Annotated in this window: 18 protein-coding genes; 13 read left to right on the forward strand and 5 right to left on the reverse strand. The window is 40.3% G+C overall.

Translation table 11 applies throughout. From position 1 onward, the window contains the following. Positions 1-50: 50 nt before the first annotated feature. A complete protein-coding gene (locus tag K2W90_01915) occupies positions 51-1427 on the forward strand; it encodes an RtcB family protein (GenBank protein MBY0353097.1) in 1377 nt (458 codons plus the stop codon). Here the strand turns inward: K2W90_01915 and eno are convergent. Next, a complete protein-coding gene (eno, locus tag K2W90_01920) occupies positions 1424-2671 on the reverse strand; it encodes a phosphopyruvate hydratase (protein ID MBY0353098.1) in 1248 nt (415 codons plus the stop codon). The genes K2W90_01915 and eno overlap by 4 nt on opposite strands. Positions 2672-2750: 79 nt before the next feature. Between eno and K2W90_01925 the strand changes: the two genes are divergently transcribed. The 6 genes from K2W90_01925 (at position 2751) to K2W90_01950 (ending at position 10356) form a co-directional block, all read left to right on the forward strand. After that, the gene (locus K2W90_01925; GenBank protein ID MBY0353099.1) at positions 2751-3932 is read left to right on the forward strand and encodes a ComEC/Rec2 family competence protein; all 1182 of its coding nucleotides are present in this window, start codon (positions 2751-2753) and stop codon (positions 3930-3932) included. 48 nt (positions 3933-3980) lie between these two features. Beyond that, positions 3981-5333, forward strand: a complete 1353-nt coding sequence (locus K2W90_01930; protein ID MBY0353100.1) for a hypothetical protein — start codon at positions 3981-3983, stop codon at positions 5331-5333. Between the two features lie 21 nt (positions 5334-5354). Then, on the forward strand, positions 5355-6854 hold the full coding sequence (locus K2W90_01935; protein ID MBY0353101.1) for a hypothetical protein: 1500 nt from the start codon (positions 5355-5357) through the stop codon (positions 6852-6854). A gap of 5 nt (positions 6855-6859) precedes the next feature. Continuing rightward, positions 6860-8257: a hypothetical protein gene (locus K2W90_01940; protein ID MBY0353102.1), complete on the forward strand. Its 1398-nt coding sequence runs from the start codon at positions 6860-6862 to the stop codon at positions 8255-8257. A gap of 16 nt (positions 8258-8273) precedes the next feature. Beyond that, positions 8274-9689 carry a hypothetical protein gene (locus K2W90_01945; protein MBY0353103.1) on the forward strand — a complete coding sequence of 472 codons (1416 nt, stop codon included), beginning with the start codon at positions 8274-8276 and terminating at the stop codon, positions 9687-9689. An 85-nt stretch (positions 9690-9774) separates the two neighbouring features. Next, positions 9775-10356: a uracil-DNA glycosylase gene (locus K2W90_01950; GenBank protein ID MBY0353104.1), complete on the forward strand. Its 582-nt coding sequence runs from the start codon at positions 9775-9777 to the stop codon at positions 10354-10356. A 90-nt stretch (positions 10357-10446) separates the two neighbouring features. Here the strand turns inward: K2W90_01950 and K2W90_01955 are convergent, their stop codons facing one another. Together K2W90_01955 and K2W90_01960 are read right to left on the reverse strand one after the other, a co-directional pair. Then, entirely contained in the window at positions 10447-11082 is a 636-nt protein-coding gene (locus tag K2W90_01955; GenBank protein ID MBY0353105.1) for a M15 family metallopeptidase, read from the reverse strand. Positions 11083-11165: 83 nt separating this feature from the next. Continuing rightward, positions 11166-12251 carry a C40 family peptidase gene (locus K2W90_01960; GenBank protein ID MBY0353106.1) on the reverse strand — a complete coding sequence of 362 codons (1086 nt, stop codon included), beginning with the start codon at positions 12249-12251 and terminating at the stop codon, positions 11166-11168. 765 nt (positions 12252-13016) lie between these two features. Here K2W90_01960 and nusA point away from each other — a divergent pair. The 4 genes from nusA (at position 13017) to K2W90_01980 (ending at position 18985) form a co-directional block, all read left to right on the forward strand. Next, a complete protein-coding gene (nusA, locus tag K2W90_01965) occupies positions 13017-14111 on the forward strand; it encodes a transcription termination factor NusA (protein MBY0353107.1) in 1095 nt (364 codons plus the stop codon). A gap of 71 nt (positions 14112-14182) precedes the next feature. Then, positions 14183-16639, forward strand: a complete 2457-nt coding sequence (gene infB / locus K2W90_01970) for a translation initiation factor IF-2 (protein ID MBY0353108.1) — start codon at positions 14183-14185, stop codon at positions 16637-16639. Positions 16640-16665: 26 nt separating this feature from the next. Then, positions 16666-17793, forward strand: a complete 1128-nt coding sequence (lpxK, locus tag K2W90_01975; GenBank protein MBY0353109.1) for a tetraacyldisaccharide 4'-kinase — start codon at positions 16666-16668, stop codon at positions 17791-17793. Positions 17794-17887: 94 nt separating this feature from the next. Continuing rightward, the gene (locus K2W90_01980; protein ID MBY0353110.1) at positions 17888-18985 is read left to right on the forward strand and encodes an undecaprenyl/decaprenyl-phosphate alpha-N-acetylglucosaminyl 1-phosphate transferase; all 1098 of its coding nucleotides are present in this window, start codon (positions 17888-17890) and stop codon (positions 18983-18985) included. A 4-nt stretch (positions 18986-18989) separates the two neighbouring features. On the opposite strand, the gene K2W90_01985 is transcribed toward K2W90_01980, so the two are convergent. Then, positions 18990-19694, reverse strand: a complete 705-nt coding sequence (locus tag K2W90_01985) for an F-box protein (GenBank protein MBY0353111.1) — start codon at positions 19692-19694, stop codon at positions 18990-18992. 129 nt (positions 19695-19823) lie between these two features. Then, positions 19824-20666, reverse strand: coding sequence for a deoxyribonuclease IV (locus K2W90_01990; protein MBY0353112.1), 843 nt, complete (start codon positions 20664-20666; stop codon positions 19824-19826). Positions 20667-20769: 103 nt separating this feature from the next. On the opposite strand from K2W90_01990, the gene K2W90_01995 reads away from it, so the two are divergent. After that, positions 20770-21324 (forward strand): ankyrin repeat domain-containing protein, encoded by a 555-nt coding sequence (locus K2W90_01995; GenBank protein ID MBY0353113.1) that lies wholly within the window; start codon positions 20770-20772, stop codon positions 21322-21324. Beyond that, entirely contained in the window at positions 21290-22189 is a 900-nt protein-coding gene (locus K2W90_02000; GenBank protein MBY0353114.1) for an ankyrin repeat domain-containing protein, read from the forward strand. Before K2W90_01995 ends, K2W90_02000 begins: the two co-directional genes overlap by 35 nt. Positions 22190-22225 lie beyond the last annotated feature (36 nt).

A 22225-nucleotide genomic window follows, 5' to 3' on the forward strand; every position in this document is an offset into this window, starting at 1 on the left:
TAAAAATCTCTGATATTTTATGGGAAATTCCAAAAACAACTAGTCTTGACATGCGTGTACCAGCGCGCATTTTTGCAACTGAAAAAATGCTCAACGAAATGTTAAATGACCGCAGCTTAAGCCAGCTTGCAAACATTGCAACACTTCCCGGCATTGTAGGCATGGCTTTAGCAATGCCAGACGCACACGAAGGTTATGGCTTTCCCATTGGCGGCGTTGCCGCTACCGAATATCCTAATGGCGTCATTTCTCCAGGTGGTATTGGCTATGACATTAATTGCGGCGTCAGGCTTTTGCGCTCAAGTATTCCACTTGAATTGATCAAAAAAAATCTTTCTGGTCTTTGCAAAAAAATGTACAAATGGATTCCTTCCGGCGTTGGCAAAAGTAACACTGTTGCACTTTCAATCAAAGAACTTGATCAAGTTTTAACACACGGCGCTGGTTGGATGGTGGCAGAAGGTTTTGGCGAACCAAACGATCTTTTACACATTGAATCACAAGGTCGTTTAAAAAATGCCGACCCCAGTAAAGTTTCTGATTTTGCAAAAAAGCGCGGGCTTGACCAACTTGGCACGCTGGGCTCAGGAAATCATTTTGCAGAAATTGATTATGTTGAAGAAATTTATGACGAACAAGCAGCACAGACCTTTGGTCTTTTTAAAAATCAAGTAGTCGTACTCATCCACACCGGCTCACGCGGGCTGGGACATCAAGTAGCCACTGACTATATTCGCATTATGATGGACGTGATGGAAGAAAAATATGGCATAACAGTACCCGATCGCGAGCTTGCTTGCGTACCACTTTCTAGCCCTGAGGGCACCAATTATTTTCACGCAATGGCAGCAGCAGCAAATTTTGCCTGGGCAAACCGACAAAAAATTACCTGGGCCATGCGTAAAGCCTGGCACGAAGAATTGGGTGGCGCATGTGGCACCCTCAACCTTGTTTATGACGTTGCTCACAATATTGCAAAAATAGAAACGCATACCATCAACGGAAAACAAAAAAAACTTATTGTACACCGTAAAGGCGCAACACGGGCATTTGGTCCCGGCCATGAAGAACTAGCACCAGAATATCGCGCTATTGGCCAGCCAGTCCTAATACCCGGAAGCATGGGCACCGCATCGTACGTGCTGGCAGGCACAAACGCCGGCATGCTACAATCTTTTGGCTCGTCGTGCCATGGTGCTGGTCGACGCATGTCGCGCCACGCAGCAAAAAACAGTATTAACGGCAAAGTATTGCACGATGAACTTTTTGCCGCCGGCATTCACATCAAAGCCGGCTCAATCAAAGAGTTGGCTGAAGAAGCACCACAGGCCTACAAAGATATTGATGAAGTTGTGCACGTTGTTGATAAAGCAGGCATTGCGCGCAAAGTTGCGCGCCTGCGCCCCTGTGCCGTCATAAAAGGTTAAAGCGCTTTTTCTATCTCCAACAACCGATTATATTTTGCTACCCGCTCACCACGCACACAAGCACCAGCCTTAAGATACCCAGCAGCACAACCAACAACAAAGTCAGCAATAAATGGATCGTTAGTTTCGCCAGAACGATGCGAAGCAACAGTCAGATACTCAGCATTGCTGCCAAGCGCCAACGCTGCATATGCCTCAGAAATAGTACCGCGCTGATTTGGCTTAATCAGCACACCATTTGCAACCCCCTCTTCAACACCATGAAGTAATTTTTCAGTTGATGTTACAAAAATATCATCGCCAATCAAATGTATTTTATTGCCCAATCTTTCAGTCAAAAGCTGCCAACCACTCCAGTCATCCTCGCTCATGCCATCTTCAATAGAAACAATTGGATACCGTTGTATCAGTTCCTCATAAAAAGCAACTAAGTCGGCACTGGTTAAAAAATCACCTTCAATAACATATCGCTTTGCTTGAGTATCATAAAAATAATTTGCTGCCGCGTCTAAACAAATAGAAACATCATCACAGGTAAACCCTGCACGCTCAATAGCTTGGACTAAAAAATCAAGTGCTGCATAGTGTTTTTTTAAACCTCTTTGTCCAAAATTAGGCGCAAAACCACCTTCATCACCAACGGTTGTTATATGACCAGCATTGTGCAATAAATGTTTAAGTGCTTGATAAATATTAAAAATAATCGATACGGTCTCACTCATACTCACACACTTAGCAGGCATAATCATAAATTCCTGAAAAACAAGCCCATTGTCAGCATGCATACCACCATTCAAAATATTCACCATGCAACGAGGCAGTGTGGGCTTTTGTTGAAATAATGCACCAAGTAAGGCATAATCCTGACAACCCCGCACATGCGCCTGAGCACGCGCAACAGCAATACTTGCTGCCAAGGTTGTATTGGCACCCAAATGCGCTTTGTTGGGCGTACCGTCAAGCTCAATCAATAGCGCGTCCATTACCATAAGATCAGGAGTTTTTTTGCATAAAACCGGCGCAATAATTGTTTCAAGAGTATGAACAGCCTTTAAAACACCCAAGCCATTAAAAACTTTTTTGTCCCCATCACGCAACTCACATGCCTCATAATGCCCCACCGAGGCACCAGCAGGAACGCTTGATTGAACTACAACACCATTTTCCATTTCTAACAAACATTCAAGGGTAGGAAACCCTCTAGAATCAAAAATTTGGCGGCCCATAAGGCTTTTTATCTTCATAGCCACTTTCTAATTTACATGATTGTGCTAAGATACTGTTCCATAGTACTACACTCTAACAAGGGTTTTGCAAACAACCATGCTGATAAACACTGTTAATATCTTTTTTCGCATTGCACTCCCAAGCGCAACCCTGGCTCTTGCGTGGTACTGCCTCATTATAAAACCGCACCAAGCTCTACGGCCAAATTTTTTGTTTTTATTGCTGGTAAGCCTGATAAGCGGGATTTTTTTACAATCATTTTTTGCTATCCCTTTGCCGCTGGTCGGACTCGGCATAATCACCAGCTCGCTTATTGCGCTATGCGTTCAGGATATTTCACAACTTCATGTATTAATGCCCGTCTTTTGCTTAGTGGGTGCCTGTATTTTTCAACACCAAAAAAATCATGCTGAAACATTATTGCTGCGCTACGGCAACAGACCGCTAACGCTGCACGGAACTATAACCAATAAGGAAGAGTGTGCCGGCATTTTTAAAGAACAATGGCGATTAGATGTACACCAGATCAAACTTAACAGCGAAAAAATTCCGGTTTCATTTAATATTTTGTGCTACTCAAAAAAAATTACTGACTTGGCGCCAAGTGACACCGTCTCGCTTAATAATGTTATACTCAAAACATCACAAACGCCTTCAATCAGCGACAAGCCAACGTTCTTTGATTATCTCATAAAAGAAGATGCCCTGTGCTCGCTTTTTGTTGATCATCAAACAACATACACACTAGAAAGCCGGCCAACATGGTCGCTCAACCGTTGGTTGTGGAAACAAAAAATGAATCTTTACCATGCCTGCCAACAAAAACTCTCATACACCGCTTTTACTTATTTTTCGCTGATATTTTTAGGGAATAAGTACTTTGCCAAATACGATTCACTGCGCGCCTTATTTAATCAGTGGGGTTTGGCACATTTTTTGGCACGCTCAGGCCTACACATTGTACTCTTTATTTTTATGTGGACTTTTTTGCTTAACCTCATGCCCTTGCCGCTTCAATGCAAACGGTTTATTCTTTTGTCATGCTGTTTTTGCTACTGCATGCTCAGCTGGATCAGTATTTCGTTTATTCGCGCATTTCTTGTTTTTGTCTTAACTCAGCTTGGCGCTATTTTGTCACGACAAACAAACTTTCTCCACCTGCTCACGTTGACCTGTCTACTTATTTTATTATTTAATCCAATTCAGCTTTTTTTTCTTGATTTTCAACTCACCTTTGGTCTAACATTTACTTTGGCCTGGCTTGCTCGAACAACCTAGCTATCCTTTGTTTTAACCATAACCCTCTTACTTTCCCACGGGGTATTCATGAAAACAAGAAGATTTTCTCAAAAACTTTCTCTTGTTCTCTTACTTGGCACACTCATTACAAGATCTCTTTTTGCCAGCGCTTACACCAAGCCATCGTATTTTAATAACTCAAGCAACAGCAACGCTTTTTTTGATGACGACTACGACCAAAACGAAAAAAACATCTGGATTCATACCCACAATACCGAAGATTTATTAGCAGCCCTTGGCTTTATTTTTAAACTAAAAAAACGCTTCCCATATACCGAATGCTTTGTTTCTTCGTTAACGTTTGAAGCAAAAAAAGTTGCTGACCAGTTTTTTAACCCCTACTGCACCAAAGTTATACCACACGACGATCTAGACACAATCAGTTATAATTTTAGAAAAATTAGACCCAAAGTTATCCTACCCATTGGCAACACCGTGCTACCGAGCCTGGTGCTTTTAGGACTTTTGTACAAAACACCTATCTATCTTTTTGGCGGCAAGGTTGCTCAGCAAATTGAACGTGTTTTGTATACTTCAAATTATTTATACAATCCCGTGTTTAACGCACTAAACGGTATTTATACTGATACTGAAGAAGATTTAGAAGCATTTCGCAATGTTGGTATTATTGAACCACATATTATTCCAATCGGCCCTCTTTATTTATGTAATATTTTTGAAAAAAAACGTTACTATTCAGACTCTATAAACCAACAAGAACAACTCGCCAACACACTTAAACAGAACCAAATACTACTTGTGCACACACGCAAAAGAACCCGAATACAAGACTATCTGGACCTGTTTAAACAACTAAAAAGCACTAATTCTGCGCTCAAAATGGTTTTTGTTCCAGGACGCGCCGTTTCTTTGAAAAGCGAAATAAACAAACTCATTGCACAGCAAGATCTCTCAATCGCATTACTAGAAAACGAAACGGATTTTAATATTCATCCAACACAGATAGAAAAAACACTATCTAACATAAATGGTCTTCTACAGTACAATGATATAGTTTTTTCATGTGCCGAAAGCAGTTCATTTTTCTGGCAAGCCTTTGCAACCATGAGTTTTGTTGATGACCAAGACTCTCTCAGACAAATTCACGAAAGCGCCATCTGGAAAAATGCGGTCATTATGTATCAAACAAAAAATTCTGAATTCAGGTCCGAAGAAATTACCGACAAACTTTTTGCTTTGCTTGCCACAACATTTTCAGTTCAAGAGCTGGTCAACCAAACACAAGAACTTTTAGATAATCAAGACCTCAGAACAAGTTTTGGACAAAAACTATTTAATTTTGTCAGCGAGCAAACACAAAAAACAGATCAAATTCTTGAACCATTTTTCTATCACCTGCAACAGAAGTTAACATTTTAACGTCGTAAAAAAGGCATTGGCATGTTCAAAAGCCTCGCGACAAAAAAATTAGTATTATTCAGTATCTTTGCCACAACTACATTTTTTTGCACAGCAAGTAAACCCTCGTTAATACTGAATAACCACTACCCCTACATCGCAGCGCTCAATAAATGGCTCACCAACAACACTTTTGCCTTAACGCCACCTTCTATCATTACCAAAACAAAAAAAACCAACGATCAAATTCGCCAAGAAGCCAAGCAAACGAAAGAATGGAATATTATTGTTTACATGGCAGCTAACAATAATCTGCATGCTTTTAGTATTAAAAATTTACAACAAATGATCCATATTGGCTCAAATGAGCGCATTAACATTGTTGTACAACTTGATGGTTACCGCATGGAAGATGTTAGTAGATTTTATATTGAAAAAGACAATCCCGTCTTAATCAGTTCATTTAACCACACCGCCGCTACCATTAGCGGCACAACCCAAAGTTTACTTGAGTTCGTTACTTGGGCCCTAGAAACCTACCCCGCAAAACAACAAGCTCTTGTTTTGTGGAACCATGGTTCTGGTATTAAAGACCCACATATTTGGGGAAAAAAAATAATCTCTCATCGCGATGAATTTTTTTTCTTTAATCATCAAACGTGTCTTTTGGAACTTAATCGCCATCTTTTGGATCACGATTTTGAAGAACTTGAAGAACGTGGCATTGCGTTTAACGATACGTTTGAAACATATATTACTAACCAAGAGTTAAAAGATACACTCGATACCATTTGCACCAACGCTCTGAATAACAAAAAAATTGATCTGTTGTTTTTTGACGCATGCCACATGGCCATGGTTGAAATTGGCTCACAAATTAAAAGTGCAGTTCACTACATGGTTGGTTCTGAAGAAATTGAACCAGGAGGAGGACATAACTACATTTATGCTCTTGAACCCTTTTTACATCGCAGTTTTTCACCAGCAGAATTTGCATGCCATTTAGTTAATGCATACGAACAAGAATATATAAATTTTAACGCAGACTACACACAATCCGCAATAAATTTAACTGCATACGAATCACTCGAAAAACTCATAAAACAAATAACCGCAAATTTAAGAAATCTACTTCAACAAGAACCTGAGACATTGACGCAAGTATTACAATCAATACGTTACAGCAGACGCTTTACTACCGAATTTGGCGACCCAGATTACATTGATTTTTGTCTTTTTTTTCAGACATTAGAAAAAAAATTGAGCGCACTACTGACCGACCAACCCTTCACTCAAGCAAGCACTATAAAAATAAGCGAAACAGTAAGATTGCTTCAACAAAGCCTTACGCTCATGCTAGAAGGCATCATCATCAAAAACATTGCTGGGCTAAATTTACCTTACGCCCAGGGCTTGGCTATTTACTTTCCACGCAGATCAATAGACCCTTATTATCGCACAACCATTTTCGACCAAACAACTCAGTGGTCAGAATTTTTACACACATTTGGCCTTAACTTGCGAAACTTAGGAAACAGTTAAATCATATGAAAAAAATACTGTATGTTTTGTTTTTTTTATCTTTATCAACACAAAGCATAGCTAAAACATCTGAAAACGCTTGCGAAACAAAAGCATATCTAGCAGCACCAACAGAGCATGACGACGATCGTGAAAGTGGAGCTCTTTGGTTCCATTTAGAAAATATTGATGATCTCTATTCAGTCATGGGTCTTATTATACGCCTTTTTGGCGAGCTGCCAGAAACAGAAATTTTTATTACCACAACGCTTATGCAAACAAAAGAAATTATCAATTATTTATTTCCCAAACTTCATGTCCATCTTATTGCTCAAGACAACTTACAAATAATAGCAAGTTTGTATAACCACTTGCGCCCGTCTGCTATAATACTGGTAAAACACGAAGTAGTGCCAAGCTTGGTACTATTGTCGCTCTTACAAAAAACTCCCATATTTCTTTTAAACGCTTCTGCCTCTCAGGCAACCGAGCGACTCTTGTCTATGTCCCCCTATTTTTATAAAGAACTCTTTAACGTACTCAGCGGTATTTTTTGCCAAACAAAAGAAGATAAAGTAGCGTTTGAAAAATTAGGCATAAAAAAACCACCTACTGTTGTTTCAGGACCTCTTCATTTGTATAATATTTTACAAAGAAAAAACTACTTATTAAAAAAGCTCAAAACAAATCTACAAAAAAATAACCAAGCATTTGATTACCCGGTTATTTTAATGCATTCATACAATAGAAACAGAATAAAACTGTATCTGAACGCTTACGAAGAACTACAAAAAGAACTACCGCAACTCAAGCTTATTTTGTCTACTGGTTGTGCATTGTCATGGGAAGCAGAACTCTGCACGCTCATCAAAAATAAAAACCTAGACTATGTTATTTGGAATAACAAACTGGATCAATTTGGCAAAAAGGCAGACTTTATTAATAACTTGGCCAATATTTTTAAAACCAATAACATTTTTATTTCCTGCATCAATGGGCCACTCTTTTTTTGGAACAGCATAGTACCCATTTTTGTCTGCGATGAAAACGCCGCAGACGAAGAAAATTTTTTAATTTTTCAGGCCGCAATCTGGAAAAACGCTATTATTGTGGGACCTTTCGAAAATCTTCGCCAACAACAACAAGTCAAACCAAGTAATCTTTTTCAGATTGTTGGATCAAAAAACGAGTTATGCAGCACGTTGTTGCAGCTGTTAAAAGATAAAGAATACTTTACTAAACAAAGCGAAGCTTCATATCGCGTGGCAAAAAAAATTATGTCTCATGTTACTACGGTTATTAATCCATTTTTTGATTCGCTTAAAAATCACCTTCAAAAAAAGGAGGCTATCTCGCTAGAAAACTTATCTTCATACGAAAGTTATCAAAACATACTTTCTTGCTCATCGAATTTCATAAAATAACAAAGGAGTTTTTATTATGAAAAATTTATATTTTTTATTGTATTTGCTCGTTCTTGCCAATCCATTAATAGCAACTACAAATCTTTCAGACTCGCCAGAAAATGCTGATGGCTTTACTCAAGAAGCACAGACCCCAACCTCACGCGCCCGTAAAGACTGGAATTTCATGGTCTACATGGCCGCCAATAATAACTTACACACCTTTGGTATTACCAACTTAATGCAAATGATTAATGTGGGTTCCACACCAAATATCAATATTTTGGTTCAACTGGACGAATATGGAAAGCGCGAAGTAAACCGCTACTACATTGAAAAAAATAACCCCATCACAGTGGCCACCGCAGACCATACGCAAGCTTCTACCAGCGGCACCAAACAAAGTCTGTACGAGTTTATGAAATGGAGTATTCAAAAATTTCCTGCCAATAATCAGGCAATAGTTTTATGGAATCACGGCTCAGGCATTAAAGATCCACACATTTGGGGCCGCGCGCTTATGAAAAATCGCGATCAACTCTTTGCTTTCAATGACAAAACAGGGCTGCTCGAATTGAACCGCCACATTGCTCGCGATCACTTGGACAAGTATGAAGAAGAACAACGCTTTATAATACAAGCTCAAGATATTTTGAAAAAACGCGGCATTGCTTTTAATGATACCTACGAAGAATATTTAACCAACCAAGACCTAACCATGGTGCTTGAAAAAGTTGCAAACGACTTGCTTGGAAAAAAAATAGATATTTTATTTATGGACGCTTGCCACATGGCAATGGTCGAAATTGGCTCACAAGTAAAAAGTGCTGTGAGCTACATGGCAGCCTCAGAAGAAGTTGAGCCAGGTTCAGGCTACGATTATACCGCACTTCTAGAACCATTTACACGTGACACGCTTTCTGCACAAGATTTTGCGTGCCAAGCGGTAAAAGCCTACGCACGCACCTACACTGGCATTAACGCAGATTTTACCCAGTCTGCCATAAATTTAGCAGGCTTTGAAAAATTGGAACAAAATATCAAAGACATGGGCTTGCTTATGACCAATTTAATTGATAACGAGCCCTCATTTGATTTCAAAGGCCTTTTACAAGCTATGCGCAAGAGCAGACGTTACACAACAAGTTTTTGTGATTATGACTACATAGATTTTTGTCATTTTTATAAGAGCTTGAGCCAAGTAATTACCACTCAGTTACCAAATGCCAATGGAACAGCAGCTGAAAAACTTAACCAAATACGCACACTGGCTCTCAAAGGTCTCAATATGATGCAAAATTATATTCTACTTAATGCGTCTGGCGTAAACTTACCAAATGCCTATGGCTTGTCGTTCTATTTCCCATCACGCAGAATGGATGATACCTACTTTAAAACAATTTTTGATCAAACAACAAATTGGTCTCAGGTTTTACGCCGCTACTTGCGCTAAAAACCCGGAAACAGGAGAACTTTAATTACTACGAAGTCTTGCTATACTAAGTAAGACTTCGTAGTTTTTTTAGTAGAAAGTTTCCATGCAACCAATTAAAAACAAACAAGCTGTTCTTGACGCGCTTCATCAAAAATATACCAATTGCCAAGCATGCCCGCTGGCAACCATGGGCCGCACGCAAGTTGTTTTTGGCGTGGGCAACCCCAACGCACAATTAATGTTTGTCGGCGAAGCTCCTGGTTTTAACGAAGACCAAAAAGGCGAACCATTTATTGGTAGAGCCGGACAATTGCTCACCAAGATTATTGAAGCAATGGGTCTTTCACGACAAACCGTTTATATTTCAAACGTTGTTAAGTGCCGACCACCAAACAACCGTACCCCAACTACACTCGAACGAGAAACTTGCAAAAATTTATTGTTGCTTGCACAAATTGCCATCATACGCCCAAAAATAATTTGTACACTTGGTTCACCGTCAACCAAAGCATTACTAGGCGATGACATTCAAATTTCTCTGGTGCGTGGTAAATTTTTTGAATATCAAGAGATTCCCGTCATGCCCACGTTCCATCCTGCTTACTTGCTGCGCAATCCGGTAGAAAAACGAACGGTGTGGGAAGATATGAAAAAAATTATGGCAAAATTAAAAGAATACGGGTAAAGAAAATTTGCTTCATGAAAAAGAATTCAGACAAATAAAAGAAGAAATTTTGAAAAAATATGATGATCTACTCAAAAAACTAGCAAAACATTAATTCTTTGCTAACGCTGCAAACGAAACATCACTAATTTCGTAGTTTTGCCAGTCAACATCATCAAAGTGCCACCACTCAGTTGGCAAACCAACAAACCCATGTTTTGTCATAATGTCTTCAAGAAGCCTACAGTTAAATGCTTCTTGCTCGCCCATAGTTTCATACGTACGATGCGCCTTTTCAGTAAAGTCATCAATCTGGGAAGGCATTGGCAACTCTTGACCATCAGACAAACGAACAAGCGTTACGTCAACAGCAGAACCACGGTTGTGCTTAGAGCCCTTAGCAGGGTCTGCAACATAGCGGGGATCTGGAACCAGATTCCAAAAAATGTATTGAACCGCGTGAGGACGGTAGCCATCAGCTATTTTTAAACCCAAACCTTGTTGAGCTAGCTCTTCTTGAACGGCAATAAGTTTTAAGGCAGTTCCTTGGCGCACGTAACAAACATCGCTTGGACAATCATAAACGACAGAGCGCGTAAAATTATTGTCATGCGTGTACATCAAATCAACCTGAATTGTTGGGCACAGTTTTTTAACATTCACTAGATCTGTCGTGCTAACAACAGCACTTACGCACGAAAAAAAAGTGGCAATAACAAATAAAAATATACGTAGCGGTTTGTTCATCAGAAAACTCTCTCAAAAAAATTCATAAAAGTTATCTTGCAACTGTGCGTAATGGTAACAAAATAATAATGCGAAAACAAAAATTATTTATCATGTGGATTAAGCGAGCTATCACGCAACTTTTGGACAAGTTTTTTATTTCTTAAAAGTGACCCAAAAAAAATATACTCCTTACGTCGTTGACCACCCACGCATTGCTGGCCATTGCGTAATCTATAAATTGGCTCGCCGGTGATATCTTGAACCAGACTAATGCGCGTTCTTAAACTTTCTTGAGGCGCCTCTGGCCCACCAAACCCAGACGCTTCCACAAACTTGCCATTCCCAAGATAAATACCAACATGCGAAATAGTAGAAACTTCTTGCATTGAAGGAGCAAAAAAGAGCAAGTCACCCGGCACTAGATCTTTGCCGCACGCCACACGCTCACTTATTTCAAACTGACTAAGCGAATTGCGCGGGACTCGTAAACCAATGGCCTGAAAAACTAAATTGACCAAGCTTGAACAATCAATACTGGTAATTTGATTTTTGTTTGCTGAGGCGTAGGCACTACGCCCACCCCACACATAAGGACTACCAACAAATCGTTGTGCCAAGGCAGTCACCATGCTATTCAATTTTTTGGGCTGTTTGGCAAGCTTTTCAGCAAAACAAATGTCAGCCGTACGCATATACCCAATCTGGCCAGTAGGCAGAGTAACCTTGCACCACTCATCACTTATTTTACTTGCTACCAGCTTGGTACCAAAAGAAAGTTCTAAAAGCCGCTTCTTTTGATGAAAAACTGGCGCCCATGGCGCACTAACAGCACAGTTGTAAGAAGGGAAAGCCTTTACAGCAACTGCTTGATGAGCCTGAATATATCCGGTAAAGCTATAAAATTGATTCTTAACCCACATCTTTTGCTCAAGCGCCACTACGCGCAACCAACCATCTTTGGCTTGCTCAGCTAAAATACACTCGCCCATCAACAATTGAGAAAGCTGGCCTTGCATATCATTAAAAAAAGCAGGCACACCAACATCAGCTCGAAGAGCCTGCATACCATTACGCAAATCAGCAACCGGCACACAAACGACCATTTTTTCAAGCTGACCGGCCTGCAAAAGGCCTGTAATTAAAAACCAGGCTACAAACCCCATCACAAAACGCATAAAAATATTCATACAAAGCCCCTCACCCAACTTTTTAATACAATAACAACCAAAAACCTACCCCCATTTTCTCTTAATAATTTTACAATAATTAACAAATATAAATAAATACAATTATTAAATTCGCAAACAAAACACGACAGTCATGCATTTTCATTGACAAATAGAGATGTTGATAACTTGTTGATAACTTGTTGATAACTTGTTGATAACTTGTTGATAACTTTTGAACTAACCACTAAAGTGTCGATCCAGAGGAGTAAATTTACATTGTTGATAATTTTTGACGATCTGGTCGAATTAATAAATAGCCCACACCACTTAAATGCAGTAATAATAGGTACTTAAAGGGGTCTCAACCTGAATAGGTCGATCTACAGGATTAATTCAGACGGGCAAAAAAAGTTATCAACAAGTTATCAACAAGTTATCAACATAATTTTAATTGGTATAATGACTCGATTTGTAAAGGCTTTTTTTGAAAAATAAGGGGACTTATCCACAAAAAACAGCTCCCTCATTATTACTATCTAATATATAATATTAAGATATATATATAAAAAATTTACTTATGAGCAAAGCCCTTCCCTCCTTAACCCAAAAAGATAAAAATACGTTAAGTTTGAAAGCTACGTTCTTTGTTCTTCACATTTGTGCCATTTTGCTCTAGACTGAGTTCTAAGTTGTCAGTAGGAAATGACTTTTCCTAAAAACCAGTTTACGTACTGAGCAGTTCAAATTGCTCTATCTACCTTAACAATCGAGGGCATAGAAACCGTGAATCTTGCAGATGTTATAGAAAATCTCGTTGAAGAACGTGGTCTTGATCGGGAACAGATAGCCGCCATTGTTTGCGACGGTATTCAAACGGCATATACAAAAAAATACCCTTACGTTGATGTTTTGGTTACGTACAATAAAAAAACTGGCCAGGTAGAGATTTTGGCTGAAAAAGAAGTGGTTAATACCGTAGAAGACCCAGACACGGAAATTACGCTTCGTAGAGCTAAGATGGTTGATGCAAAGGCTGAACTTGGTTCACTTGTTCACGTTCCATTCGAACAGGAAATCGGGCGCGTTGAAATTATTACCGCCAAACAGATTATTTCTGCAAAAATTCGGGAACTTGAGCATATGGCTGTCTACAACGAGTTTAAGGACCGCAAAGGCGCAATTATCATTGGTGCTGTGCATAAACGTGAACGCGCAGGTATGGTGGTAAAAATTGGCGAAGTGTTAGCGCTCTTGCCTAACGAAAACATCCCTGCTGGCGAAACAATTAAGGTTGGGCATCAAGTGCGCGTCTTGGTTCAAGATGTGCTTGTTGCAGCACGCGGTGATTATCAGATTATTTTAGACCGCGCGTCAGCCGACTTTGTTAAAGGGCTCATTGAGCTGGAAATTCCTGAAGTTTATGAGGGAATTGTTGAAATTAAAAAGATTGTTCGAACTGCTGGTTATAAGACCAAGGCAATTGTAGCTTCAACCAATAAAGACATTGATCCTGTAGGGACGTGTGTGGGTGTTGGCGGAGCGCGTATAAAGCCTATTTTGCGGGAACTTGGGCAAGAAAAGGTTGATTTAATTGAAGCAACCGATGAGCTTGATGACTTAGTAAAAGATAGCCTTAAGCCTGCAGATATCGATAAAGTAGAAGTTAACGAGCAATCAAATGTTGCTATGGTTTGGTTGGCGCAAGATCAGCGGTCGTTGGCTATTGGTAAACTTGGGCAAAATATAACACTTGCATCTAAGTTAACCGGGTTGGAAATTCATTTGCAAGACATTCAGCCTCAACAACCGCGCCAAGGAGAAGGTTATATTGATCAACCCTTTGAGAAAGAAGATGATAACGAAGACTCCGAGAGCTAAACTTTTTTCTGAGCCTAGAGTCTTTTTGTTACTGAGAATTTAACGTTAAAAAAAGATAGGTGAGCAGCGACATGCGTGTATATGAGCTTGCAAAAGAACTCGATATTTCAAGCAAGGAACTTGTAGTCTTTTTGAAAAATGAGGGGTCTCCTGTCTCAAACCACATGTCTGTGTTGACGGAAAAGGACGTTGAGCTCGTTAAAAAGACTCTTGGGAAAAAAACTGCTAAGTCCGCTACAGTAAAAGCGGCAACTGAAAAGAAGTCTGTTGAAAAAAAATCGACTTCTGTTAAAAAATCTGCTTCTTTAAAAAAAACAGTAGTGACAAAAAAAGAGTCTGCTAAAGAAGTAAAATCGGCTACTGAAGTAGAGTCGGTAAAAAAAACGATACAAAAAGATGAAGCTGTCCATACAAAAAAACAACCAGACGAAACGGTACAAAAAAAAGACGTGGAAATAGCTACGAGAAAAGTTGCTTCTGATCAACCAAAGCAAGAATCAACCTCTTCAAATCAAACAAAGGGTCCCAAAATCGCTGCACCAATTAACCAACACACTCCTGTTCGTGTTCCTACTCGAGAACCAGTTCGAGAAGAAGAGGACTTAAGATTTTTAGACACATCGACCAAGCAACCTACCAGTAGTATTGGGTTTGATCGTAACAAAGGACCTCGTGGCGGAAATACGCGCTCTACCGGTTCACAGTCAAGCAGACGTGGTGGCCATCGTCGTCGTGCAGCTCGCGCTGCTCACATTGCCGCCGTTGAACAACAACGCAAGCCAGTAACTGATTTTACCTTGTCAAAAAGTATGCCACTCTTTGAAGTTGCTCAATTAATGGGCAAATCTGATGGCGAGCTCATTTTGGCTTTATTAAAACGCGGGATGGTTTGCAACCGTAACAACGTTCTTTCAACTGAAGTTATTGAATCGCTGGCAACACAATTTGGCATTCAAACAACTGTTGTTGCACCAGCTCCCGATAAAAATGTTGAAAGCATTCAAGCAAAAATTAAACAAACAGAAGATGGCGTTTCGCGCTGGCCAGTAGTTGTGGTTATGGGTCACGTTGACCATGGCAAGACAACGTTACTGGACTTTATTCGTAAAATGAACGTTGCGGCTCGTGAAAAAGGTGGCATTACGCAGCATATTAGCGCCTATGAAGTGAGCAGCAAGCACGGCAAGATCGTCTTTTTGGATACTCCTGGTCACGAAGCATTTTCTCATTTACGCCAAAAAGGTGCTCGTATTACCGATATCGCGGTATTGGTAGTAGCGGCAGATGACGGCGTTAAGCCACAAACTGTTGAAGCAATTAAGCACGCTCGCCAAGCCGGTGTTACTATTATTGTTGCTATTAACAAGATGGACAAAGTTTCTCCAACTGCGGTGGAAACTGTCAAACGTCAGTTGGCGCAACATGAATTGTTGGTAGAAGACTGGGGCGGTAATATTATTTGTGTGCCAATTTCTGGTAAAACAGGGCAAGGGGTTGCCGAACTTCTTGAAATGATTGTTTTGCAATCGCAAATGATGGAACTCAAAGCATTCCCTGACAGACCTGCTCAAGCATTTGTTTTAGAATCGCGCTTAGAAAAGGGCTTTGGACCCGTTGCTTCAGTTATTTGTACTGAAGGCACGCTCAAGCAAGGTGACTTCTTTGTTTGTGGCGACAGCACCGGCAAGATTCGTTTGTTGGTAGATTCTAACGGTCAAAAAATTAAAGAAGCAGGTCCTTCGGTTCCTGTACAAGTTGTTGGTTTTAATGAATTTGCATCATCGGGCGAATGGTTAAAAGTTGTTTCTGCGCAAGATTATGCACGAGCACGCGCTGGTAAAACAATTCAAGCAACCATGTCCGCTACAGCACAAGCTATGCAACAAGAACTTTCGCTTTCTTCGCGCGAAACCTCTCAGCGCACTATGAATTTGTTGATCAAAGTTGATACAATAGGTTCACGTGAAGCGCTCATGGGCTTGATGAAAAAACTTACCGAGCTTTCAAAAGAAGTACAATGTCCGCTTAATATTGTGCATGTTGGCATTGGTGATATTTCTGAAAGTGACGTTGATTTGGCAGCCAATACCCATTCAAGAATTATTGGTTTTCATATAAAATCTGAAAAAAATTCGCAAATGGCAGCTAAAGAACAAAATGTTGATATCAAACTCTTTGATGTTATTTATCATTTGGTTGAGTATCTTCAAGAACAACTTGAGAAAAAACGCATTATTGAAGCCGTTTGGAAGCAAGTTGGTGAAGCGGTTGTTCGAAAAGTTTTTGTTACCAAGACAGGCACCATTGCTGGTTGTTACTTGAAAGAAGGTTTGTGTTCTCGAGATAACAAGTTCCAATGTGTTCGCGGTGGCAAAGTTGTTGCTGAAGGTAAAATTAACAGCTTGCAACGTGATCGCAAAGTGGTTAAAGAAGTGCATGCTGGGTATGAATTTGCCTTTATTGCTGACTCATTTAACGACTGGCAAGAAGATGACGTGGTCTTGTACTCGGCCAAAGTTAAAGGCTAAACCAACAGCTTTGAATGTGTGTTTTTATGCGCAATGTGCTTGAACGTATTTGGCAAAAAACAGCTGCGCGCAACACGTTAACGCCTTTTGAAAAACTTATATTTTGTTTATTATGCCTGCTCGAACCATTGTATCGGGCAGGCTTTTTTATTGCAGCCTGTTATCGCAAAAAAACGGGGAACAAGCCTGTTCCATTCAAAGTTATTTCTGTTGGCAATCTGTCGGTTGGTGGTACGGGCAAATCAGTAGTCGTTTCTTTTTTGGGAAATCTTTTAGCGCCACACGCGCCAGCAATTGTGCTACGCGGGTACGGGGGTAGTATTGCAAAGCAGGGTACTAATTTAATGGTCAGTGACAGCAAAAACTTGTTGTGCGGCGCAGAGATGAGTGGCGATGAAGCGTTTATGCTTGCGCAATCTTTTACTGGTCCGGTGGTGGTAGGGCCAGACCGCTTGCGCTCGTGCCAGCTGCTTGAAGCGTGGGCAAAAAAAACGGGCAACACCGTAAAAACAGTAATTCTTGATGATGCCTACCAAAATTACAAAATTTTAAAAAACATTGAAATTTTGCTGTTAGATGCGCGCAAACCTTTTGATAATGCACACACATTGCCTGCCGGAAAATTGCGCGAAAAAGACTATCGTCGTGCGCATTTTTTTTTCTTAACGCATGCAAGCCAGGTTTCAACATCATTTTTACAATCCATCAAGACCGATATGCTGATTGGCGTTGACCAAAAATGTATCTTTGCCGGAAAGCATGCCTATGCTGGCGCTTTTTTGGATAACGCTGGATCTGATCAAACAAAAATTTTATTTGGGCGAGCGTGCTTGCTTGTTGCCGGCATCGGTTCAATTAGTGGTTTTGAACAGACAGTTTCTGACGCTGGCCTAGTGCGTGCTGATACACTTGAGTTTCCCGATCATCATGCCTATTCTGAGCATGATCTTGAAACGATTGAAAAGCGTGCGCATGATATACAATGTTTTGTGGTAGCAACAACGGCAAAAGATTGGGTTAAGCTCCAGCCACTGGTACAAGAAAAAAAATATCGCGTGCGTTGGTATGTGGTACGCGTAACTTTTGCTTTTTTACAAACGCATGACGAGCAACGTTTTTCTCATGCGCTTGCAAAACTTTTAGATCATTCATAAAAAATTATTCTATCTTGTTTGAATTTTTGCCATAAAGATATTATCCTTTTTCAAAAGAGCGTAGTGGTATAAAACGTAAAAGGAGAGATGGTTTATGTCGCTAATTATTCGGCATGTTTTTTCATTTCTTTTTTCTTTTCTTACTGCTTTCTATCTGTTGCCGCTTATTGCAAGCGCTGCTCGTCGGCTGCGGTTTTTAGATGAACCGAACGGCACTATCAAGGTGCATCAAGCGCCTGTTCCTTACCTTGGCGGCTTGGCTGTTTATATCCCGTTTGTTGCAACGCTGGGCTTGGTGTATCCCTTTGAAAACATTATTTTATGGCTGTTGTTAGGCATTAGTTTATTGTTATTTATTGGTTTGATCGACGATCTTAAAGTCTTAAAACCAGGGCAGAAATTTTTTGGTCAAACGGTTGCTGTTTTATGTTTTTTGAAGGGCGGCCTCTCGCTGAAAACCGTCTTTTTTTCATCGGCGTTAAACATTTTTCTTTCTGGTTTTTGGATGCTTTCAGTCATTAACGCCTTCAATTTGGTTGATGTGATGGACGGGCTTTCGTCGCTGATTGCCATTGTCGCTGCTGCGTCGTTTTTTGTGGTCGCGCTCTTTTTTAAACAGTATGCCTACAGCATGTTATTACTTGCCTTTTTGGGGCCATTATTAGCATTTTTTTTGCACAACAAACCGCCGGCAAAAATTTATTTGGGCGACGCAGGCGCTATGTTTATTGGTGGGTTTTTAGCCGCAATGCCGTTGCTTTTTCCCTGGAGTTACCAGTTTTTAGATGCCTATTATGTGCCCGCAATTATTTTAGGAATTCCGTTGCTGGAAGTATCTTTTTTGGTGGTTATTCGTACGTGGTTGGGTATCCCATTTTTTCGCGGCAGCCCGCACCACTTTTGTATTTATTTGCGCAATAAAGGTTGGAGTAAAGAGATGATATTGGCATTTACCGGCATTATGGGCAGCATACTTTCGGTTTGTGCTCTGCTCTTTTTGAGTAAATTAATAACACTGCCCTGGCTTGTTTTAGCCGGTGTTGTTTTTTTAAGCGCCTGGGCATTTATCATTTTTTCTTCTGTCTTGCGCATACAGCCAGCAGAAGTACATGATGAGCGCATTGTTGGTGCCAAGCGAGCGGTTATGAACGAGCCGGTGGCAGCTAAACAGCATAAGCAGGCGCGGCATTGAGTTATTACTGACTAGTGCTTCCCCAGGTACTGTGTGAAGATCGCGTAGCTTTTTTGCAGTGCTTTCTTCTTCTTGGCCTAGCAAGTAGGCTTAGTTCTTCCTCTGTTTTGTCTGGTCGTTGGTTGTGCCGTGGACTATACAAATCAAATAAAGACAACGTTTGAGGGGTATATTCAGGCTGTGCGCTGTCATTATTTGAGTCCCAGCTAGAACTCAATCTCGGGCTTGAGCTAGAGCTTGAAGTGGGGCTGACTCTTGGGGACCGTTGAGCAGGGAGAATAGAAACCAATTTTTTAAAATCAAGGCTTGGCACTAAGAGTTTTGCTTTTCTGGGGGTGCTTTTTGAGCGTGAATTTTTTCTACAATAATCCAAAAATAATTGCATTAATTCTTCTCTGGAAAGGTGAGAGTATCCATGCAGTATTGAGTTTTTTATAACAAGAAAATCGTGAGTAAATGCACGCATTTTTCTGTTGACATGTGCAAGGGCTTTAAGATCGTCCAAGTCAAGATAATATGTTATGAGAACGAGTAGTTCATTGGGGAGGTTGGTGAGCAAGTCTTCAAATGCTACGTTGTCTGATTCTTCGTCGCTTTCATGATCATTGTCTACTAATTCATAACTAAGAGAACTTGGTTTTTCGGTAGCAGCTGGTGTTAATGGATTACAAGAAAAGATAAAAAATAAGGGCTTCAAAAGACGCTTCATTTTTATAGCCTTTCCATATTGACTGAAAATTGATTATTTCAATCATGCTTTGATTATATCACAAAAGCAATAAAATTTCAATATGAAAAGAAATATTGGGTTTTTTGTTCAAAAAATGAAGGTATGTTTTTATGTAAAGCTTTTGAGTAGCTTAATTTCGTCTGGGTACTTCACCGGGTCTGGTGTTTCTAAAATTTTGGGCACATTAACCAACCGTTCATCTTGCATAATGCGCTTAAAAGCCGTTTGAGCAATTTCTCCCTCGCCCAGGCTGGCGTGCCGGTCTCGCTTAGAACCGCAGGGCATTTTAGAATCGTTCAGGTGAAGTGCTTTGAGACGGCGAATGCCAATCGTTTTGCAAAATTCGTCCATCATTTCTTCATAACCGGTTGGCGCGCCAATATTGTAACCAGCCGCAAAAACGTGGCAGGTGTCTAAACAAACGCCAAGCCGATCTTTGTTTTCAGTCTGCTCAATAATGCTTTTGATGTGGGCAAATGAGCCAATATTGGTTCCCTGGCCCGCCATAGTTTCGAGCAAGATCATCGTTTCGCCCGGAACTTTTTCAAAGACCGTGTCCAAATTTTTGGCAATATGATTGATGCCTAATTCGTCCCCAGAGCCCGTGTGCGACCCGGGGTGGAGTACGAGGTAGGGAATTTCTAAATCTTGGCACCTGCCTAATTCTTTGGCCAGTGACGTGATAGATTTATTCCGGACCTCGGTGTTGCTGGCGGCAAGATTTATTAAGTATGAGCTGTGGACCATAATTTTTGAAAGTCCTCCAGTTTTCATAGCTTCTTTGAAGGCTTCAATTTCTTCGTGTGGGATTGCTGGAGCAAACCAGCTTCGGTTGCTTTTAGTAAAAATTTGCATCGTGGTGCAGCCAATTTCTTGTGCGCGTTCAACAGATTTATACAGGCCGCCAGCTGCAGAAATATGTGCGCCAACTAAAGTTTCTTTATTTTTCATAGTATTTCTTTCTATTTTTTTTAAGAATAATTTTTTTGGTGCTATAATAACGGCCCATCTACAAATTTTTATTAAAAATAATTATGCACGAGAAGAAGTTATTATGCAAAAACAAAAGAAGATATGCCGTTTGTTGTCAGTTGTTTTTCTCATTTTTGTTGCATGTTTTGCTTCAGTTGATGGTGCGGCTCCAGGGTATGATCAAACAAAATTGTATATACTTTTTGAATCAATTGAAATGAATTATGCTCAGGCCTTTACAACGTTACTGGAGCAACACGTTGATGTGAATGGTCAACTTTTTACTGGTACTACGCCACTTCATTATGCTGGGCGTTTTGGACGTGTTGCCATGTGCCAAGCTTTGATTAATGCCGGGGCAGAGGTTAATAAGCAAAATTTGTGTGGCGAAACACCGTTGCATGAAGCTGCCAGTTCAGGTTCGTTTTCTTGTTGCAAGCTTTTACTGCACTATCATGCTTTGGTTGATCTGGTAAACAACGAAGGTAAAACGCCACTAGCGCTTGCAATGCAACGTGGGACTAATCAAAATATTTGTGAGTTGTTAGTGAGAAATGGGGCCATGTCAATGCGTAAAAAATGTGGCTCTATTGAGCAGGTTGTTGATTGTTCGTTTGTTTATAAACTTACAAAATAAGAAAATTATTGTTATGTACTACAAGAAATATCGTTTTTTTTTATTCGTATTTGGTTTTGTTTTTTGCTATGCGCCACTTGAGGCGGCAGCAGATTTTTTTTTATTTATTGATGACAGCCAAGGCGAGCAAGGCTACGATACCTCTGACAGCGAAAGTGGTAACGACGAGTCTGGTTGCTGGGTTCAAGATGAAGAGTCTGGGTTAGAGTTTCTTATTACTGAAAAACTTTTCTTGTGTGCTCGTCATTTTCAAACTGATCGTAAAAAATCGACTGAGCCGGTGATTAAAATTCAACAATACAATGAATGTGGCGTGGAAAGCGAATCTGAAGAAGAGTTGGGGATTATAATTCACGCCGAACGTAAAACGGCATTAGAATCGGTACTTGTTGATCGTTTTATGCAAATTATACGGCTTGGTGATAGGGCCGATATTTGTGAGCGGCTACTTCAGCGTGGCTTGTCGGTTGATGCTCTCATTTATCCCAACACAACGTTGCTTCATTGGGCTGCCTGGTTTGGACGAGTGGGCGTGTGTCGTGTTTTGATTAATGCTGGTGCCAATATTTATGCAAAAAATAGTTCTGGCAGAACGCCGCTGCATGAAGCAGCAGAGCGAGGTTTTTTGGACTGTTGCAATGTGTTATGGCGGCCTGGAGATGAAATTGATGTACGGGCTGATAATGGCGCCACGCCACTTTTTGCTGCTGCGCAGATGCATCACAAAAATATCTGCCAATTTTTGATAACACATGGTGCTTGTGCTGGTCTTAAAACGCTTGCTGGCGAAAGCCCCAAAGATTATTGGGCAGTTCAGGAAGTATTGACTGAATTAGGCATGTTTAAAATAATTATCGAGCAGTAACAAAATACCATAATTAAAGCGACTTGATCGATCTTA

The sequence above is a fragment of the Candidatus Babeliales bacterium genome, assembly GCA_019749895.1.
Classification (GTDB): domain Bacteria; phylum Babelota; class Babeliae; order Babelales; family RVW-14; genus AaIE-18.

Bases quoted from the DNA above. Each gene is read 5' to 3' on its own strand.
- K2W90_01915 (MBY0353097.1), top strand. From the start codon at position 51: ATGCGTGTACCAGCGCGCATTTTTGCAACTGAAAAAATGCTCAACGAA.
- eno (MBY0353098.1), bottom strand. From the start codon at position 2,671: ATGAAGATAAAAAGCCTTATGGGCCGCCAAATTTTTGATTCTAGAGGG.
- K2W90_01925 (MBY0353099.1), top strand. From the start codon at position 2,751: ATGCTGATAAACACTGTTAATATCTTTTTTCGCATTGCACTCCCAAGC.
- K2W90_01930 (MBY0353100.1), top strand. From the start codon at position 3,981: ATGAAAACAAGAAGATTTTCTCAAAAACTTTCTCTTGTTCTCTTACTT.
- K2W90_01935 (MBY0353101.1), top strand. From the start codon at position 5,355: ATGTTCAAAAGCCTCGCGACAAAAAAATTAGTATTATTCAGTATCTTT.
- K2W90_01940 (MBY0353102.1), top strand. From the start codon at position 6,860: ATGAAAAAAATACTGTATGTTTTGTTTTTTTTATCTTTATCAACACAA.
- K2W90_01945 (MBY0353103.1), top strand. From the start codon at position 8,274: ATGAAAAATTTATATTTTTTATTGTATTTGCTCGTTCTTGCCAATCCA.
- K2W90_01950 (MBY0353104.1), top strand. From the start codon at position 9,775: ATGCAACCAATTAAAAACAAACAAGCTGTTCTTGACGCGCTTCATCAA.
- K2W90_01955 (MBY0353105.1), bottom strand. From the start codon at position 11,082: ATGAACAAACCGCTACGTATATTTTTATTTGTTATTGCCACTTTTTTT.
- K2W90_01960 (MBY0353106.1), bottom strand. From the start codon at position 12,251: ATGAATATTTTTATGCGTTTTGTGATGGGGTTTGTAGCCTGGTTTTTA.
- infB (MBY0353108.1), top strand. From the start codon at position 14,183: ATGCGTGTATATGAGCTTGCAAAAGAACTCGATATTTCAAGCAAGGAA.
- lpxK (MBY0353109.1), top strand. From the start codon at position 16,666: ATGCGCAATGTGCTTGAACGTATTTGGCAAAAAACAGCTGCGCGCAAC.
- K2W90_01980 (MBY0353110.1), top strand. From the start codon at position 17,888: ATGTCGCTAATTATTCGGCATGTTTTTTCATTTCTTTTTTCTTTTCTT.
- K2W90_01985 (MBY0353111.1), bottom strand. From the start codon at position 19,694: ATGAAGCGTCTTTTGAAGCCCTTATTTTTTATCTTTTCTTGTAATCCA.
- K2W90_01990 (MBY0353112.1), bottom strand. From the start codon at position 20,666: ATGAAAAATAAAGAAACTTTAGTTGGCGCACATATTTCTGCAGCTGGC.
- K2W90_01995 (MBY0353113.1), top strand. From the start codon at position 20,770: ATGCAAAAACAAAAGAAGATATGCCGTTTGTTGTCAGTTGTTTTTCTC.